This is a genomic window from Candidatus Cloacimonadota bacterium, from assembly GCA_012516855.1.
Lineage (GTDB): Bacteria > Cloacimonadota > Cloacimonadia > Cloacimonadales > Cloacimonadaceae > Syntrophosphaera.
In genome coordinates this window covers 1-18,694 of sequence record JAAYWB010000029.1, presented here as the reverse complement: position 1 = coordinate 18,694, position 18,694 = coordinate 1, and the positions used below count along the sequence as shown (strand labels likewise).

13 protein-coding genes are annotated in these 18,694 nt (G+C 55.3%); 2 read left to right on the top strand and 11 right to left on the bottom strand.

Going from position 1 to position 18,694, the window contains the following annotated elements; genetic code table 11:
- Positions 1-202 precede the first annotated feature (202 nt).
- Positions 203-2,101, top strand: coding sequence for a DNA topoisomerase (ATP-hydrolyzing) subunit B (gene gyrB / locus GX466_02725; GenBank protein ID NLH93120.1), 1,899 nt, complete (start codon positions 203-205; stop codon positions 2,099-2,101).
- A 17-nt stretch (positions 2,102-2,118) separates the two neighbouring features.
- Positions 2,119-4,710, top strand: coding sequence for a DNA gyrase subunit A (gene gyrA, locus GX466_02720; GenBank protein NLH93119.1), 2,592 nt, complete (start codon positions 2,119-2,121; stop codon positions 4,708-4,710).
- A 344-nt stretch (positions 4,711-5,054) separates the two neighbouring features.
- Here the strand turns inward: gyrA and malQ are convergent, their stop codons facing one another.
- The 11 genes from malQ to GX466_02665 all read right to left on the bottom strand — a co-directional run bounded on the left by malQ (position 5,055) and on the right by GX466_02665 (position 18,249).
- Positions 5,055-6,566, bottom strand: coding sequence for a 4-alpha-glucanotransferase (gene malQ / locus GX466_02715; protein ID NLH93118.1), 1,512 nt, complete (start codon positions 6,564-6,566; stop codon positions 5,055-5,057).
- A complete protein-coding gene (holA, locus tag GX466_02710; protein NLH93117.1) occupies positions 6,563-7,561 on the bottom strand; it encodes a DNA polymerase III subunit delta in 999 nt (332 codons plus the stop codon). Before holA ends, malQ begins: the two co-directional genes overlap by 4 nt.
- A complete protein-coding gene (locus GX466_02705; GenBank protein NLH93116.1) occupies positions 7,561-8,376 on the bottom strand; it encodes an undecaprenyl-diphosphate phosphatase in 816 nt (271 codons plus the stop codon). The genes holA and GX466_02705 overlap by 1 nt, the downstream gene beginning before the upstream one ends.
- Positions 8,377-8,383: 7 nt before the next feature.
- Positions 8,384-9,541, bottom strand: coding sequence for a divergent polysaccharide deacetylase family protein (locus tag GX466_02700; GenBank protein NLH93115.1), 1,158 nt, complete (start codon positions 9,539-9,541; stop codon positions 8,384-8,386).
- Positions 9,525-10,370, bottom strand: a complete 846-nt coding sequence (locus GX466_02695) for a hypothetical protein (GenBank protein NLH93114.1) — start codon at positions 10,368-10,370, stop codon at positions 9,525-9,527. Before GX466_02695 ends, GX466_02700 begins: the two co-directional genes overlap by 17 nt.
- Positions 10,371-10,474: 104 nt before the next feature.
- Positions 10,475-11,485, bottom strand: coding sequence for a tRNA (adenosine(37)-N6)-threonylcarbamoyltransferase complex transferase subunit TsaD (tsaD, locus tag GX466_02690; GenBank protein NLH93113.1), 1,011 nt, complete (start codon positions 11,483-11,485; stop codon positions 10,475-10,477).
- Complete coding sequence (locus GX466_02685) at positions 11,482-12,186, bottom strand: hypothetical protein (protein NLH93112.1); 705 nt, start codon at positions 12,184-12,186, stop codon at positions 11,482-11,484. Before GX466_02685 ends, tsaD begins: the two co-directional genes overlap by 4 nt.
- Positions 12,186-13,601: a sigma-54-dependent Fis family transcriptional regulator gene (locus tag GX466_02680; GenBank protein NLH93111.1), complete on the bottom strand. Its 1,416-nt coding sequence runs from the start codon at positions 13,599-13,601 to the stop codon at positions 12,186-12,188. Before GX466_02680 ends, GX466_02685 begins: the two co-directional genes overlap by 1 nt.
- A 10-nt stretch (positions 13,602-13,611) precedes the next feature.
- Positions 13,612-14,808, bottom strand: a complete 1,197-nt coding sequence (locus tag GX466_02675; protein NLH93110.1) for an alpha-amylase — start codon at positions 14,806-14,808, stop codon at positions 13,612-13,614.
- Positions 14,809-14,821: 13 nt separating this feature from the next.
- The gene (locus GX466_02670) at positions 14,822-16,162 is read right to left on the bottom strand and encodes a glycosyltransferase (protein ID NLH93109.1); all 1,341 of its coding nucleotides are present in this window, start codon (positions 16,160-16,162) and stop codon (positions 14,822-14,824) included.
- Positions 16,159-18,249: a hypothetical protein gene (locus GX466_02665; GenBank protein ID NLH93108.1), complete on the bottom strand. Its 2,091-nt coding sequence runs from the start codon at positions 18,247-18,249 to the stop codon at positions 16,159-16,161. The genes GX466_02670 and GX466_02665 overlap by 4 nt, the downstream gene beginning before the upstream one ends.
- Between the last annotated feature and the right edge of the window lie 445 nt (positions 18,250-18,694).

Genomic DNA, 18,694 nt, shown 5'->3' with positions numbered 1-18,694 from the left:
CGGTTCCCCTGCTGGCGAACACGGTTTGTAACATGCTGTAAACTAAGCAGATAAAAACCCCCAAAAAAGAAGGATTGTTCTTGACAAAAATGCCATATCTGATTTTATGGCAACCAAATATGGAAGCGCGTCCTAATCTGGCGCGCCAATTAACCCAAAAGAGAGTTTGAATACAGTGCTAAATATTAGGAGACAATAGATTATGCCTGAAAACAATTACACTGCAAGTAACATCAAGGTGATGAAAGGTCTGGAAGCCGTTCGCAAACGCCCCTCGATGTATATCGGCGGCACCAGCGAGCGCGGCCTTCACCATCTCGTCTATGAGGTTGTGGACAACGCCATAGACGAGGCTATGGCCGGTTACTGCGATTTGATCAAGGTGACCATCACCTCCCAGGGCGAGGTTGAGGTTGACGACAACGGCCGCGGAATCCCGGTGGACGAACACAAGGACGAGAAAATCTCCGCCCTGCAGGTGGTTATGACCGTCCTGCACGCCGGAGGCAAATTCGACAGCAATATTTACAAGGTTTCCGGCGGCCTCCACGGCGTGGGCGTTTCCGTGGTGGTGGCGCTTTCCGAATACCTCGAAGCGCGTGTCCACACAGGCGGAAAGCTCTATTTCCAGCGCTACGAGAGAGGCCAGGTCGTCACCGAAGTGAAGGTTCTGGGCGAAACGAACCGCACCGGGACCGTGATAAAATTCAAGCCTGACCCCACCATCTTTGAGACGGTGGAATTCAGCTTCGACTACCTCACTACCCGCCTGCGCGAGCTTTCCTACCTCAACCGCGGGGTGCGCATCATTTTGAAGGACGAGCGCAGCGACCGGATACACGACTTCCATTTCGAAGGCGGCATCGAGAGTTTCGTGGAGCACCTGAACAGGAACAAAAAGCCCCTCGGCAGCAAGCCTTTCTACATCAGCGCCGAGCGTAAGGGAATGGAACTGGAACTGGCGATGCAATACAACGAAGGCTACCAGGAAAACATCTTCAGCTACGCGAACAATATCAACACCACCGAGGGCGGAACGCACCTCAGCGGCTTCAAAAGCGGCCTCACCCGCGCCGTGAACACCTATATCAAGAACGCCGATCTGTTAAAAAACGAGAAGGTTACGCCCTCCGGAGAGGACATCCGCGAAGGCCTCACCACGGTGATCAGCGTGAAGCTGAGCAACCCCCAGTTCGAAGGCCAGACCAAGACCAAGCTGCAAAACTCCGAAGTGGACGGCTTCGTGAACTCTGTGGTCTATGAAAAGCTGATGACCTATTTCGAGGAACATCCCGCCGAGGCCAAAACCATCACCCTGAAAAGCATCCTCGCCGCCCGTTCCCGTGAAGCTGCCAGAAAAGCCAGGGAACTCACCCGGCGGAAATCCGTGCTGGAAAGCGGCTCGCTTCCCGGAAAACTGGCCGACTGCACCATCACCGACCCCGCCAAAACCGAGCTGTTCTTGGTTGAGGGAGACTCCGCGGGAGGCAGTGCCAAACAGGGCCGGGACCGCTCTTTCCAGGCCATCCTGCCGCTCTGGGGCAAGATGCTGAACACCGAAAAGGCACGAGTGGACAAGGTTTTGAACAACGACAAAATCCAGCCAATCATCCTGGCCATCGGCGCCGGGGTCGGCCAGGATTTCGACGTGAGCAAGATACGCTACGGCAGCGTCGTCATCATGGCAGACGCGGACGTGGACGGAGCCCACATCAGCACCCTTCTGCTCACCTTCTTCTACCGCTATATGAAGCCCCTCATCGAGCACGGTCACGTTTACATCGCGAAACCGCCTCTCTTTCTGGTGCGCAAGGGCAAGCAGAAGAAATACGTGTTTTCAGAGGAAGAGCGCGACGCCGCGATCGCGGAACTGGGCGAAAAAGGGGTGGTGGTCCAGCGCTACAAAGGCTTGGGTGAAATGAACCCGGACCAGCTTTGGGAAACCACCATGGACCCCGAAAACCGGATCATGATTTCGGTGAAGATGGACGACGCCATCGAAGCCGACAGGATGTTCACGGTGCTGATGGGCGACGAGGTCGAGCCCCGCCGCGAATTCATCCAGGCCAACGCCAAATACGTGCAGAACCTGGATATCTAAAAAAGCTGGAGTGAAGAATGGACGATAAAACAAAAATACTGAACGTACAGATTGAAGACCATCTGCGGCAGGCCTATCTGGATTATTCCATGAGTGTGATCGTGTCCCGCGCGTTGCCTGACATCCGTGACGGACTCAAGCCTTCCCAGAGACGCATAATATACGCGATGAGCGAGCTGAACCTCTCGCCCGGCGGTCATTTCCGCAAATGCGCCAAAATAGCCGGTGATACCTCCGGAAACTACCATCCCCACGGCGAACAGGTGGTTTATCCCACCCTCGTGCGCCTCGCCCAACCTTGGAACATGCGCTATCCGCTCGTGGACGGGCAGGGAAACTTTGGCTCCATCGACGGCGATCCCCCCGCAGCCATGCGCTACACCGAGGCCCGGATGCAGAAAGTCACCATGGAGATGCTGGAAGAGTTGGACAAGGATACGGTGGATTTCAAGGGCAACTATGACGACACGCGCAAAGAGCCGGAAGTTTTCCCCTCCCGCATCCCCAACCTGCTGATAAACGGCTCCTCCGGAATCGCGGTGGGAATGGCCACGAACATGCCGCCCCACAACATCGCCGAGGTCTGCGACGCCGTGATCACCCTCATCGACGACCCCGAAATGGAAATCCTCGACCTGCGCAAATACGTCAAAGGCCCAGATTTTCCCACCGGGGGATTCATCCTGGGTTCAGACGGGATCAAGGATTATTTCGAAACCGGGCGTGGACGCATCCTCATCCGCGGCGAAGCCGAGATCGAGACTGCCAAGAACGAGCAGGAATCCATCATCATCCGCTCCATCCCTTACCAGATAACAAAAACCGCCCTCATCGACAGGATCGTGCAACTGGTGAAGGACAAGCGCATTGACGGGATCAGCGATGTGCGCGACGAATCCGGACGCGACGGCATGAGGCTCGTCATCCAGGTGAAGAGGAACGCCGACGGCAACACGGTCCTCAACCACCTTTACAAATACACCCAACTGCAGTCAACCTTCGGCGTCATCAACCTCTGCCTCATAGACGGAGTGCCCCAGGTGGTGAACATGAAGGAAATGCTGAACAACTTCATCGAGTTCAGGCACGATGTGGTCCTCCGCCGCACGAAGTTCGAGCTAAAGAACGCCGAGGACCGCCTCCACATCCTGGAAGGCTTCAAAATCGCCCTGGACAACCTCGACGAGGTGATTGCCGCCATCCGCGCATCTCAAACCCCTCCTGAGGCCAACGAGCAGTTGCAGGCGAAATTCGGCCTCTCCGAAATCCAGGCCAAGGCGATCCTGGAAATGCGTTTGCAGCGTCTCACCGGGCTGGAGCGGGAAAAGATCGAGGAAGAGTATCGCGAGCTGCTCAAAGTCATCGCCCGCCTGCGTGACCTCGTGGAAAACAAGAGCCTGCGCATGGAGCTCGTCAAACAGGAAACCCAGGAAATCCGCGACAAGTTTGGCGACGCCCGCCGTTCCATCATATTGGAAAACTATATCGGCTTGCTCAATCCCGAGGACATGGTCGCCGACGAACTGGTGGTGGTGACCATCACCCACGACGGCTATGTGAAACGCCTGCCTGTGGATACCTATCGGGTGCAGGGGCGCGGAGGACGCGGCCTCACGGGAACCAACCTGAAGGACGAGGACAACATCCAGTATATCTTCGTGGCCTCCACCCATTCCTACCTCCTGCTTTTCACGAACCTCGGCAGGTGCTACTGGCTGAAGGTTTACGAGATACCGGAAGCGGGCAGGACAGCCCGGGGCAAGGCGGTGGTGAACCTCGTGAAGTTTGAGGACAAGGAAAAGATCAAGACCTTCGTCACCCTCAAGGAATTCAGCTCGGAACAGAACATTGTGATGTGCACCAGGAATGGCACTGTGAAGAAATCCGCCCTCGCTGACTTCAGCCGTCCCCGCAGCACCGGGATCCTGGCCATCAGACTGATGCCGGGTGACGAACTTATCGACGCCCGCATCACCGAAGGAAACGACGACATCATCCTCGCCACCAGGAACGGCTATTGCAACCGCTTCAGCGAAAGGGACATCCGCCAGACAGCCCGCTTCACCAAAGGCGTGCGCGGAATACGCCTCCGCGATGAGGACTATGTGATTTCAATGGGGATCATCTCCCAGGAAGACATCATCGAAAACGGCAGCCCCAGCGGAAAAACCATCCTCGCCATCAGCGAAAACGGCTACGGCAAACGCACTCTAACCTCCGCCTACCCCACCACCCGTCGCGGAAGCAAGGGCGTTATCACCCTCAAAACCAGCCAGCGCAACGGATATCTGGCAGCGCTGATGATCGTGGACGATTTGGATGACCTGATGATTATCACCCAGGAAGGCAAGATCATCCGCCAAAAAATCAGTGAAATCAAGATCATCAGCCGCAACACCCAGGGCGTGAGGCTCATCAACCTCTACGACAACGACAAGGTTAGCGACATCACCCTGATCCCGCACGACTTGGACGACGAAGAGCTGGATGTGGAAGTGGGAAAACTGAAAAAAGCCGCCCCGCCCAAGTCCCCGGCCGATGATGAAGACGAAGAAGACATAAATGAAATAGACATCGATGAAGAAGAAACCGATGAAGACATCGAATGAATAGACCTAGACAACGAAGAATAATCTGAACAACCAAGCCTGTTAGTCCCCCTTTCCCACGCGGAGAGGGGTTTTTTTCAATACTCCGTTTTTTGGCTTGACCGGGAGCGGCTTTGTTACCCTCTATAAATGGATGCGGCAGGGAAGGAAGCCGGAAGATTTGGGGGTTGAAGGAGGTTTTTTGATAGATTCAGCTTGGTTTCGCCCTTTGCCCCTTTCCATTCGCCTCCTTTTCGCCTCCCGCTGACTTCCCGTTTGGAAGGCGGGAACTCTACGGGAAATGAATGGGATGTGGATGGGACAGGGCAAAGGAGGAAAGGCTGGCGCTGGCAGAACCGGCGGGGTTAGTTTCCAAAGGGGAAGGGGGTTTTCAGCAAATCCTCAAAATCCGTGAGACGCCACTGCCAGTTGCCCAGGGCGGTTCCGGGCACATTCATGCGGGCTGAGGAATCCAGACCCAGAATGTCCTGCACGGGGATGATGACGTTGGCGCAGCTTGAGAATTCGGCAATGAGGCAGGCTATCTTGTGGATGGAAGCCTCGATGTCGGAATCATTTTCCAAACCGAGGCCGGCGAAAAGCGAAGCGTTTTCACTGATGAATTGGAAGAGGTTGGCCCGACTGGGTGAATCCCCGGGCAGGCTGTCAAACCATTCGCGGATGGTGGGATTGTCGTGAGTGCCGGTATAGATAAAGCGTTCGGGCGGAAAATCGCGCACCCGGGGCACGCTTTCCTCAAAGCAAAACTGGAGCACGATCATGCCGGGGAGGCCATATTTGTCGCGATAAGCGCAAACCTCGCCGTTGAGGATGCCCAGATCCTCCGCGATGAAGCGGTCCATGGGAAAAAGCGACTGGAGCAGAGGGAAGAAATCCTCCGGCAGCGCCTTTTCCCAACTGCCTTCCAGGGCTGTTTCCGGCAGCTCAGGCTGCCCGTCGGCACCAACTGACTTGGTAGCAACGGCCCAGTAGTTCACATAGCCGATGAAGTGGTCGAGGCGGAGCTTGTCCAGATGGGCAAGCGCGTCGCGGATGCGGTGGGTGAAAAGCTGAAATCCGTCCTCACGCATCACGTCCCAGCGGTAAAGAGGGTTTCCCCAAAGTTGGCCGGTTTCGCTGAAGGCGTCCGGCGGCACCCCGGCGACACGAAGACGGTTACCAGCGGCGTCCAGTTCGAACAAATGCTGGTTCGCCCAAACTTCCGAGCTTTGATAGGAAAGGTAAAGCGGCATGTCGCCAATCAGTTGAAGGCCCTGGCTGTTGATGTATTCCTTGAGGCGGGTTAGCTGGTCTTTCACTATCAACTGGGCGCAGGCGGCGCACAGCATCTGGCGTCCGTAGCTCTGGAACAGGCTGTCGTAAAGCTCCGGAGTGTATTGCCGATGTTCAGGGCGGAAGAGTTGCCAGTTGTCGTCTCCATAGAGATTGCTCAGTGTGATATAGGCAAGATAGGGCTTCATATACAAAGCATCGCTTTCAATAAAGTCTGATATCTCGCTGTCTGTAAGATAGTTATCCGCGGCTTTGGCGATAAGGACGTCCTTGAGGCGATAGATCGCGTTGTAGGGAATGTGGTCTGTCACGGGTAATTTGGCGGCTTCGAGGTCGGGCAGGTCTATCAGGCCGTCCTCATAGAGGAGGTCAGGGCTGATCAGATAGGGATTGAGGGCGAAAGCGGAGAGGGGATTGTAAGGCGAATTGCCGTATCCGGTTTGATAGAGGGGCAGGATTTGCCAGTATTTAATGCCCCGCTCCACCAGGATGTCGGCAAACTGATAGGACCCGGGGCCAAGGTCGCCGATGCCGTATTCCGAAGGCAGGGAACTGATATGCAGCAATATGCCGAAGTTTTTCATACCGTATCTATGATTTTAAGGATGCAGGTGGTGAGCAGCACGGCGTCGCTGGCGTGGGTGGATTTGAGATTGGAATCAGTATCGAGCAGGATGGCGAGGATTTTTTCCAACTGGGGAAGCGTGTATTTCTGCGCGAAACCCATGTAGTGCTTGCGTTGGTCGGCAAAAATATCCATAAGGTGCTTTCCGCTGATTTCGGAGGGGCTGAGATGGGCCTCCTTCATCAGCAGGATGTGGTAGATAGTAAGAAAGGTCCGGTTTATCTGGCTGGTGATCTGCAGGGCTTTTTGGTCGGAAGCCAACAGGCGGTCCAGCAGCTCCAAAGCTTCCTTGAGCTGTCTATTGCCGAGGGCTTTGGCAAAGGCGATCTGGGTTCCCACCCGGGATGAACCGATGGCCCGCATGACATCAGCTTCCGTGATTACTTTGCGGTCACCCACCAGCAGGGACAGCTTTTGCAGCTCGTTGTTGGCGCTGGAATAATCCAGCTCCACCCTTTCCGTGAAAGCGGAGCGGGCGGAATCGGACATGGATTTGCCTATGCGTGCCAAAGACTTGTGCAGCCAGGCGGCGAACATACCGCTGTAGCGGGGAGGATCGCAGGCGACGATCTGGCAGGCCTGCCTGATCTTTTTCCAGCCGGAAAGGCGGGCGTCTGTCTTTTCGGCGGTGATAACCAGGCTCTGCTGCGGGGAGGGATTCGTGAAATAATCCGCCAGGCAATCCAATTCAGCCTTTTTCATCATATCCGCGTTGCGAAAGAGAATCAGCTTGGTGCTGGAAAAGATGGAGTAGGTATCCAGCAAATCGTTGATTTGGGCGCTGTTAACCTCGTCCCCGTAAACAATCACCAAGTCCACGTTGTCTCTTTGCTTCAGTTCAAGGCGCACCCTGTCGGTTACCGTGTCCATCAGGAACGCGTCTCCGCCGGTGAGGAGGAAGTTGTCTCCCAGGCTCAGTCTGACCTTGTCAAATTCCAGGGCGTCCAGGGGCATCAGGGTTTCCAGATGAGCAGCGCGACGCAGAGCAAGCCGACCGCCCAGCAATAATAGGCGAAATATTTTAACTTGGCTCTGGAGATCAGTTCCAGCATGAAGCCTATCACCAGATAAGCCACCCCGAAAGCGGCCACAAAACCTCCGAAGTAAGCGGCAAACACTTTCCAGGAAAGCTGTTTGAAGAGGTCGAGATTGACAAGATTGGCAGCCAGGGTGGCCGGAATGCTTAGCAGGAAGGAAAATTCCGCCGCGTCACGGCGCTTGAGGCCAGCCAGCAGGGAACCCGCGATGGTGGCGCCAGAACGCGAAATCCCTGGAATGATGGCAATTCCCTGGATCAGACCGATGAAGATTCCGCGCGGAACGCCCATGTTCGAAGCGGGGATGTCGCCAGAACGGAGGCGGTCGGAAACAAAGATGACAATTCCGGTGACCAGCAGCATGAACGCCACCACCAAGGGCCGGGAATACAGCGCTTCAAACAGGTCCCCGAAAAGCAGATAGACAAGTCCGGTGGCAAGAGAGGCGCAAACAAGGTATAAAATCACATTGCGGTTGCGCCGGTGGGCTTCGTGCCGCAATGTCCTTTTCCAACTGAAAAGTGAGACCAGCAGGACCTGGATGCGGCGGCGGAAAAAGACCAGAACGGCCAGCAAAGTGCCCAGATGCATGAAAACTTCAAACAGGGTGTCGCCGCTGGACTCTACCCCAAAGAAGTGCTGGGCCAGCACCAGATGGCCGGAACTACTTACCGGCAAAAACTCCGTTAAACCCTGTAAGATGCCAAGCAGGACCGCGCTGATGAAACTCACATTATCCTCACAAAATCTCGGGCACGTCGGTTTTGCCCACCCTGGAGAGCGGGATCAGGGTAAAGCCCAATGTCTTGACCCGGCTGATGAACTTTTTCAGGTATTCCAGCTTTTCAGCGTTGTGGCAATGCGAAATCACTACAACGGTGTTTTTGCGCTGGCCAAGTTCCTGAACCAGGCCCAGCCTTGTTTCCAGGTTGGCGTCGGAGATGTTGGGCGAATCCAGGAAGAGGTCGTTGCGGTAAGCCGGCACGCGTGCTTTCTGGGCTTCCTGATAGGCGATGGAGACGGTGGAGGTGCGGCTGTCGAGGAAGGATTTGCCTTTCTTTTTAAGGACTCCCATCACCCAGCCCATAATGTCGCTGTCCGTTGTCGCCAGGCTGCCCATGTGGTTGTTTATTCCCATGCAGAGCGGGAGAGAATTGATATGGCGCAGCAGGGTTTTTTCCACCCGGGCCTGGTCCATTTGCACCAGGATGGGGTCCTGGCCGGGATTCTGGCGCGGATAGTCAATTGGCTCCATGGGCACGTGGACCAGCGTTTCACGCCCCTGGGCGTTGGCGAGGTTCATGGTTTCCTCGCTGTGCTTGAGGCGGGAAATGATGGCAAAACACACCTCAGTGGGCAATTCCAGCCATTGCTGAAGCATTTCGCCCGACACCGAGCCAAAGTCATCCACCACTATGGCGATGTATTTCTGGGAGGATGCTTTTCTGGCAGCGGGAGCGGCGTAAACCAGATTGACCAAAATTTCATCCTCACCCCTGGAAAAGCTGAGGACTTGTTTGCCTCCTTCAACGCGTCCGGAGCTGAGATTTGCCCCATGTGTTTCAAACACGCCTTTCACGATGAAATTAGCATAGCTGAGGTCCATTTTCCCGCGGTCCACGGGAAGGGTGAGTTGCTCCACCCCACGGGATTTCTTGCGGCTTATCCCACCCTCGGGCAGAGAAAACTTGGTTTCCAGGGACGCAATAACCTTGTTAAGGTCGAATTCCGCGACTCGAGCGACAGGTTCCTTCACCGGTTCTTCGATCGCGTCATCCGGCAAGGTTATCATCCATACTATCCCCGCGCAGAGCAGAAGAATCAGCAGATAGAGCCAAAGCGACCTATCCCTGGCCTTGGTTTTGGGCGTAACACGTTTCTTAGTCCGCTTCGCCACCAGGGGCCTCCTCCATTGGCTGATTGCGGAGGGGATGCAGCCTTTCGGACAGGTCCACCCCCAGCTTCACCAGCGGGGAAAAAAGCAGGTTGGAAAGCATCAGCGCCACACAAATCACCATAATGTCATAGAACAATGCCGGGAAACCGCTGGTGACAGCGAGATAGAGGTTGGGCGAAACACCGACGATGCTGAAAATCAGATAGAACACATTCAACACGATAAGGTTGTAAAATGCCGAAAAGATAAAGGCCAGCAGCGCATAAACCACTGCGTGAAGCAGATAGCGGCCCCGGCGCTCTCGAAAATCCTTGCGGACCAGAGCTGATGCCCTCGTGATATCCAGCCCCTTTTCGCGGCGGGGGCGTGTCCAGCTATTGCGGATGGCGTAGCCGAGGATCATAAGCACGCAGACGATCCTGGCCAGCATCAGGTAAATAACCCTAAGGGGGAGCGCAATCCCATAGAAATAATTCAGAAATGCTGACACCAGATAGATCATCCCAACGGCAAAAAGAATGATCAGCAGCAGCTTGTGCAAACCGATCACCGTGAGGTTGAAAGACCTTTTCTCCGCTGGAGGATGCGGCCAGACATCGCTGTAGAGCGCGCAGTGGTTCTTCATCACCAGAAAGGCCATAAATATGAATGCCAGCAGGAAAACAACCAGGGGGAAAAAGTATCTCTGCGAGGATAAAAGACCGGTGGAAGCCCACAAGAAGCTTTCCGTATCTATCCAATAGAACAGGGTCATTGGATAGATGAATATCTGCACTCCGTTAAAATCACCGAAGAGCAGGCTGAATATACGGATCAGGATCTTGTGCATTGTTTTTTTGATGGTCCTTTATAACGCTGGGCACGAGCCAAATCCTGCGGATGCCATATTTGTCAATGCCAATCTTGGGGTCCTGTGCGCCATCATCTTCACCTTCAGAGGGTCTTGGTGCCTTTGGCGGAAAAAGCGTTGACGTCGAGGGAGGAAAACTTCCCCTCTTTCAGCTTGGGAAGGGCAGCCGCGCCAACCATGGCGGCGTTGTCCACGCAGAATTGTTGAGCGGGGATGTAAACATACGCACCCTGGTCCTCAGCGGCTTCTCTGATCTGTTTCCGCAGGGCCGAGTTGGCGGCAACCCCTCCGGCGAGGAGGATTGTTTCCAAGCCTTGCAGCCTGGCGTATTTGAGGGTTTTGCCGATGAGCGGGTCAATTATGGCTTGCTGGATGGAGGCTGCCAGGTCATGCAGGTGCGCGTCTATGAAGTCCCGGTCTTTCCGGGCCAGATACTCAAGCACTGCTGTTTTCAATCCGCTGTAGCTGAAATTCAGGTCGTCCCTGTTTTTCAGGGCACGGGGAAAATGGTGGAAGGCCGGGTCTCCGCCCTGGGCGGCCTTGTCGAGTTCCGGTCCGCCGGGGAAGCCCAGTCCCAGCAGCTTGGCGGTCTTGTCGAAAGTCTCTCCGGCAGCGTCATCCAGGGTTTTGCCCACCACCTTGAAATCAGTCAGGGTGCTGAAGTGCACCAATTCGGTATGTCCGCCGGAAACCACCAGGGCCAGGAAGGGAGGCTGGAGCCACGGATGCTCGATGAAATTGGCAAAGATGTGCGAAAGCATGTGATTGACCGTGATCAGCGGTTTCTGCCAGCTCCAGGCAAGGCTTTTGGCGAAAGACAAGCCCACGAGCAGAGAACCGATCAAACCGGGGTTGATAGAAACCGCCAAAGCTGAAATGTCCTCTTTCTTCATCCCGCTTTTGCGCAGGGCCGCTTCCGTGAGGTGGAGTATGTTTTGCAGATGGAGGCGGGAAGCGAGTTCCGGCAATACGCCGCCGAAATCGGCATGGTCGGCTTGGGTGGAGACAAGGTTGCAGATAACTTCATAGCCATCGTCCACGATCGCCACTGAGGTGTCGTCGCAGGAAGATTCGAAGGCCAGAATTGGGTTCATCGCGAGGCACGCACCTGTTTGGGGGTGATGTCCAGCACGGTGATGCCTTCCGGAACCTCGTATCTCAGCTTGTATTGGCCCCCAGCGTCGGGTTGGCTGGCAGCAAAAACACGCACACCGCTTGGAAGGCCGGCCAGAAGGGAGGCATTGCCCCTCACTTTCAGGGTGGCCTGGGGTGGGAATATTTTAACTCCCTGCGGCGGAGTTATCACGAGGTCTGTAAGGATTTTGGTTTGAAGCTGTCCTTCTTCAGAATCGGATTGGGATGGTTCCGTTCCCGCGGCAGAGGGGGCTTTCTTCCCATTTTTGGCTGCTGAATGCGCGTTTTCAGCCCGCGCCTGGCCTGCTTCGCTGAGATGCTCCGCCAGGGTGGGAGGCATCACTCCCAGCACCTTCACATTCAGCTTTTCGGGGACATCCAGGGCCAGATAGTCCGCCGCGTTTCCAGCCCAAAAATCCGCCGCATTCATCTGGATGTGGGCCTGCGAATATCTGAGGCGCAGGATGTCGAGTCCCCGTCCATAGACAGAGGTGGCTATCCTGCGGGGCGGCTGGCGCAGCGAATCTTCCCCGGTGGCGTTCACCAGTTTCAGCGGAAGGCTGGTTTTGCTCTCGTGCTGCGAAAGCAACGTGATTTGCAGCCAGAAGAATACAGCCATCACCAGCGCCACGATTTTTAGGCCAAGGTTGTTTTTCATCATCAGTGGTTTTCCAGCATACTGGCCAGGCCCAGTTGTTTAATCTTTTTGTAGAGTGTGGTGCGCTCGAGTCCGATCATCTGGGCGGTTTTACTCACCATCCAATCGTTTTCCTTCAGGAAATGCAGGATGTAATCGCGCTCGAATGCCGCGCTGCTGTCCTTGATGTTTTTGATCTTGAAATAGCGGTCCATGCCCACGGCGCTGTCTTCATGGCTATGCAGGATCTTGTTGTGCAGGTGCTTTAGGATGGTTTTGTTGTTGATTTCGCGCTCATTGATGCTGATATAGCGGCAGAAGTTCTTGAGTTCGCGCACGTTCCCCGGCCATTTGTAGGCCAGTAGCTCGTCTTTCAGCGCCTGCAGGTCCAGTTGCTCGGAAATGCGGTAGCTGTTGGCATAGCTGGAGATGAAATAGCTCATCAGCAGGAGGATATCGTCGCCCCGTTCTCTTAGCGGCGGGATGCGGATGACGTTGCCTTCGATGCGGTAGAAGAAATCGCGGCGGATGCGGGTGGAATCAGCCAGAGTCTTTAATTCGGCATTGGATGTGTAAATCAGGCGTGTGTTCACCTGTTTTATCGCTCCGCCCACCACTTGGATTTCCTTGTTCTCCACGGCGCGCAGGATTTTGGCTTGTGACTGGAGGCTCAGGTTGGTCACCTCGTCTAGGAAGAGGATACCTTCCGAGCACCGTTCAAACAAGCCCACCGTGCCCCGGTCATGCACGCTTTCCGTGCCCCGTTCCCGGCCGAAAAGTTCCCTTTCAATCAGGGCTTCGTTCAGGGAACTGCATAAAATCGTATGGAAGGGCATGCCGAAGCGTTTGGAATTCACATAGTAGTAGTTGGCAGCGACTTCCTTGCCTGTGCCGTTTTCGCCAAGGATGAGAATGTCTTCGTCCACCTCGGCGAATTTCATCAACTGGCTGCGAACGTTGTTGATGCCCTCGCTTTCGCCGATGAAGGGAAAGGTGCGCGTGAACTGCTTTTTCAGGTTCAGATACTCGATTTGCAGGTCCAGGTTATATTCTTCCTGGCGCTTGAGGGTCACCGCATTTTCGATGTGCAGCAAGAGTTGGTTGATGCTGAAATTGGCGCCTTTTTCAATGAAGTGGTAAGCGCCGATGGAACGGATTTCGCGCACCAGTTCGTTGGTCACTTCCCCTGAAATCACGATGACCTTGTAGTTGAAATCCAGGTTCTCCTTCAGGTATTTCAGCACCTGGATGCCGTTCAGCCGGCTGCCCACCAGAAATACGTCCAGCAGGATCACATCCGGTCTGTAGCCCCTCAACTCTTCGAAAAAGGAATCCGAGTTTTTGGAATGAAGCACGGAGTATTCATGCACTTTCAGCAGTTTGGCGATCCGGCCTGCCAGCAGCAGGTCGTCCTCGAGGATCATCACTTTGCCTTTCATGCCAAGGTCCTCAGATCAGCCTTTCCTCGAGGTCGGCCATGGCATTCATGTAATAGATGTAAGCCTGGTCGGGAGAGTCGTAGGGTGAGAAATACTTGTGCACGTCGCCATCCGTGAAGTATTTGGTGCAAATATAATAGAAATGGTCGGAGGTGCTCAGTTTGCGGACTGTTTCGAGCAACCGCTGGTCGCCTTTTCTCTTCACCAGTGACAGTAGCCTGTAGAGGGTTTCAATGGCGTTGCGCTGCATGTCGTTTGAAAGCCAGGCGGAAAGGTCGCGTTCAGCGTCGGCCCAGGAAACAGGGGTGGGGAAGGAAAGGGCTTCCTGCTGGTAGTTTGCCAGCCCGAAGGTTTCTTTGGGGGTGGCAAAGCCCAGATGCTGGCGCTTGAGCACTTCGCCGGGGAATTGTTGCATGAAGTCGAAGATTCCGGAATCGGCCCACTGGTGCTCGCCGAAGGTCTCATAGTCCATGAAGAGGTTCAGGAATTGGTTGCGCCCCTCGGTTTCAGCCAGGGTGAGGTGGTCGATCCAGTTCACGAATTTATCCACCGTAAGCGGATATTCGGGCCAGTCACGGTTCGAGAAGCGGAAGGCGATGTCATCTGAAAGCTGGTAGTATTTCAGCAGCAGGTTGATGTTTTTGGAATAGTTTTTATAGGCGTAGAGCGGGGTTCGCCATTCCAGGATGCGGTCTGCGCCTTCAGTGATGATGGTCTTGAAACCCTCGATTTCATAAATCAGGTCGGAAAGGCTGTCCTGATAGATAAGCTCCGTATTGCGGAAGGTTTCGCAGTAATAACCGAACTCCCGCTGCATCAGCTCCCTGTGCAGGGCGATCTGGTCCAGAAACTCGTTGGTGTCATAGAGGAAAGCCAGGGAATGGTAGTAGGTTTCGCCCAGAAGCTCCACGCAGCCGGTATCAACCAGGGCTTTGAACGAATCCAGCGTCTCCGGGCTCCAGGCCTTGAATTGCTCAATCGCCGTTCCCGTGATGGAATAGGCCACCTTGAAGCGTCCCTCCAGCTTTTGGATCAGTTCCAGCAGGAGTTTGTTGGTGGGCAGGTAGCATTTTTCCGCCACTTTGCGCATCACCTGGGCGTTCAGGCGGTCGTCGAAATAATCCGTGTTCTTGCCGATGTCCAGCACGTTCAGATGTTTGAGCCGGTAGGGCTGGTGCACTTGAAAGTAAAAAACCACGTTTAGCATATTGTCACACCTGTCAGGAATTGCTTTTGATGTATTCAGCGAGGGTGGAGGAATAGACCAGGCGGATCTTTTCCGCCGCTTCCTTCCAGTGGATCTGGTTGACCTCGCGCATGCCGTCCATCCCCATTTTACTGCATTTATCGGGATTCTCGATAAGATGGTTCACCGTGTTCGCCATCAGTTCCACGTCCCAGTAGTCTATCTTGAAGGCGTGGTTCACCACTTCCGCCACGCCGCTTTGCTTGGAGATGATGGAGGTGAGGCCGAAGGCCATTGCCTCCAGAGGCGAAATCCCGAAGGGTTCGGAAATCGAGGGCATCATATAGATGTCGGAAGCCCGGAGGATGTCCTCGACCTGGGCGCGGTTCAGGAAGCCGGTGAAAAGGAACCTGTTCTGCAGTTTACGGGAGGCGGAATCGCGCAGCAGTTTGCGTCCCATGTCTCCGCTTCCGGCCATGATGAAACGTGCCTCGGGATGGACTTTCAGAACCCGCGCGGCCACTTCCAGGAAGTAATCCGGCCCTTTCTGCAGGGTTATCCGGCCCAGGAAGAGCACCGTGGGGCCTTTGAAGATGCGCTTCTTGGAGGTCACCGATTCCTCGGAAAGCGTAAAGGCGTTGTGCACGATGCGGATCTTGGCTGTGTCGATGCGGTAGCGCGACATGATCATCTGCGCTGTGTATTGCGAAACGGCTATCACCTTGTCCGCATACATCATCCCCGCGTGTTCGATCTTGTGGACGCGCTCGTCGCCGGGTCCTCCGGCGCGGTCGAATTCCGTGGCGTGGATGTGCACCACCAGCGGTTTTTTGGAGATTTTTTTGGCCAGTATTCCGGAGGGGTAGGTGAGCCAGTCGTGGGCGTGGATGAGGTTGTAGTCCAGGCTGCGTGCGAATTTCTCCGCCCTCATGGTGAATTCCTGCACCTTTCTGATCAGGTCTTCGTCGCCGGTCAGGTTGGTGGCAAGGTCGGAGAAGATTTCGCGTTCCCGCACGCTCTGGAATTGCGTTTGCCAGCGCTCCAGGCTCACGGTGGGGTCGAATTTGGCCAGCTCGTCAAGGCGGTAATAGGATTCCGGGCGGCCGCTGATGCCGATGTATTCCAGCCGTTCCTGCAGCGTTTCAAAGCTGTGCCGCAGGTATTCCTTTTGCAGGACGGGGTCCACGAACACGGCCGGAAGGGTGTTCGCGTCTTCTACCTTCCGCAGCGGGAAATAGACCATTTCCTTGGTGGGCAGCACCAGGTCGATTTTGATGCCCAAAGCCAGCAGCGAGCGCACCATGCCGTAACAGGCCATGCCCAGGCCTCCGGAGATCAGGGGCGGGAATTCCCAGGTGAACATCAGTATTTTCATCGCGTTTTCCTCTTGGCCGGTTTTCTGGGGAGTTTCTTTGAAGCCCTGTCCGCCTGGGCGTTGGTGATGCTGTTGATAAAGGTCTCGATGTTGTAGAGCGCGGCCACGCTGATCGCCTGGGCCGGGGCGCCTTTGGGGAAATGGGGATGGTCGCCGTCCCAAACCTCGGCCAGGGAGGCGATGTGTCCGCGCATGAAGCTGCGCCGGAAGGTGGAGACCAGTTCGCTGAGTTTTTCCGCCAGTTCCTCAGGGGGCAGCTTGTCGCGGTTTAGCTTCAGGAACAGCCCGCAGAAAGGCCCCAGCAACCAGGCCCAAACGCTGCCGTTGTGGTAGGAGAGGTCGCGTTCGCGCTGGGTGCCGTAGTATTTTTTGCGGAAGCGGAAGTTGTTCGGACTCAGGCTCCGCAGGCCGTAGGGCGTGTAAAGCTCTTCGCGGGCGCGGTCCCAAACCTGCTGCATCTTGTCGCGGTCAATGATTTCCCAGGGCAGGGAAAGCGCGATCACGGCGTTCGGCCTCATCTCGTCCACGGGATTGTCACCCAGCAGGCGGTCCGCCAGATAGCCCTGGGACCAGAATTTCTGGAAGGAGGCGCGGATCAGGTCCTTCATGTCGGTGATTTGCTCGATCGGCAGGTAGCGGACCTTGGCCAGGCGGCGGTATTCGTCGCACATGGCCTGGTAACAGCAGACGGCGTTGTACCAGAGGGCGTTGATCTCGACGGGGGCTCCGTTCCTCGGCGTCACGGGCTTTCCGTCGATCCGAACGTCCATCCAGGTGGCGTGGGCGAATTCCTCTTTCAGTTCGATCAGGCCGTCTGGGCGCACAAAGAAGGGATATTGGCTGTTGTTGAGGATGCCTGTCAGAACTTCCTCGATGAGCTTGATGCTTCCGCGCCAGAAGGCCTTGTCCTGTTTGTAGCGGCCCAGTTTCCACATCAGGATGACGAACCACAGGGTGGCGTCCACGGTGTCGTAATTCGCTTCCCTTCCTGATTCGGCTCTCATGTTCGGTATCAGGCCGTCCTTCATTTCGCGTCTGTAGCGCATCAGCACCTTTTCCGCCAGCTTCAGGTTGCCAGGGGTGTGCATCAGGGCGTTGAGCACGATCATGGTGTCGCGTCCCCAGGCGCCGTAAAATGGATAGCCTGCCACGATGTCGTTGTTGGAGACGAAATCCCTGAGCGCGAATTCCAGCAGCCGCAGGTATTCTTCATAGCTGTAGAGGAAGTTGTCGTTCAGGTCCAGGCTTTCGATCAGGGTGTCGTCGCTGTCCGGTTCCCGCGGGAAGTCTTTGGGCTTGGGCAAATTGGCGTAGCGCTTTTCGATCCTGGCGATTGTCTTGTCCGGCGCCTGGATGGGCTGGTCAGCGAAGAGCAGGATTTTGCTTTCGCCGATGTCCAGGGCGAAGTTCAGCTCAAAGAGGCTGATCTGGTCGCCGATTCCGGCATACCCGCTCATCACTTCCCAGGGGTAGAAAACGTTGTTATAGGTAAACCGGTTTGGCGTTAGCTCCGCCCCTTTCATCATCCCCCAGACCCGCAGGCCGTTGGCGGCGCGGGTGGCACTGAAGGAACAGCCGTCCCCGCTGTTTTCAAATTCCGTGTCGAACCGCTCGTGGTCCAGGCTGCCCGGGTGGTTCAGCTCGTGGTGTGGCACCATGGTGAATTTGGGATGCAGGGTGAAATGCAGCTTGTGATGCCCCAGGTTCGTGTATTTCACGATAACGGCGTTGGTGTCGGCATCCATCTTGATCTCTTTGCGGATCAGGATGGCGTTCTGATGCGGCAGGGCGGAATAGAGAAAGGTGGGGAAGGGCCGTAGCCAGGGTTTCACCAGATACAAAAATCCCTCGGGATAGATGCAGTTGCTGTAGTTGTTGCTGTCCAGATGCAGGATCTGGCCGCGCCACTCCACCCTTTCCTCCATCCCCGCGACCAGGTGGAATCGCGAAAAATTCCTGTCGCTGGCGATTAGCAGCCCGTGGTATTTGCGCTGGTTTATCAGGTTTCCGGTACCCAAAGCGTAGGACCCCAGCTTGTTGGTCAGGATCCACTCGTGGTGATGGGTCTCCATGAAATAGTTGTTCACTGAACCCCCTTGGTCAGTTGTATTATTCTTGATTGTTGAATTATTTCAACCCCCCTGATTCCGTCAAGTCTTTTGTTGACTTTTTTCCATTGCAACCCCGCACCAACTTTTTTCTTCTTTCCCTTCATCTAATTTTGCCCTTTCCCCCTGGTTTTTGCTTCAAGGAGTGTAGCTGCATGCTATATGTAGAATCCTTGATATCCGCTGAATCCGCGTGAACCTCTTCCTTGCCGTTCGTTAACACACTCTATTTGCTGTCTGATGCGCCTCCCGAAAACCTCCCGCAGCCGGCGCGGGGATTGTTGGAGAGCGGTTTGGGGGGCATTTTTGCGCGCGTTAACATGCCCCTCTATAAACATGCGTATGAGAAAAACGGGGGTGGGCGAAAAAATCTTCAGAAAGCGCCAGAAACTTTTGCCAGCGGTATCTTCCGGTCCGCCGATCT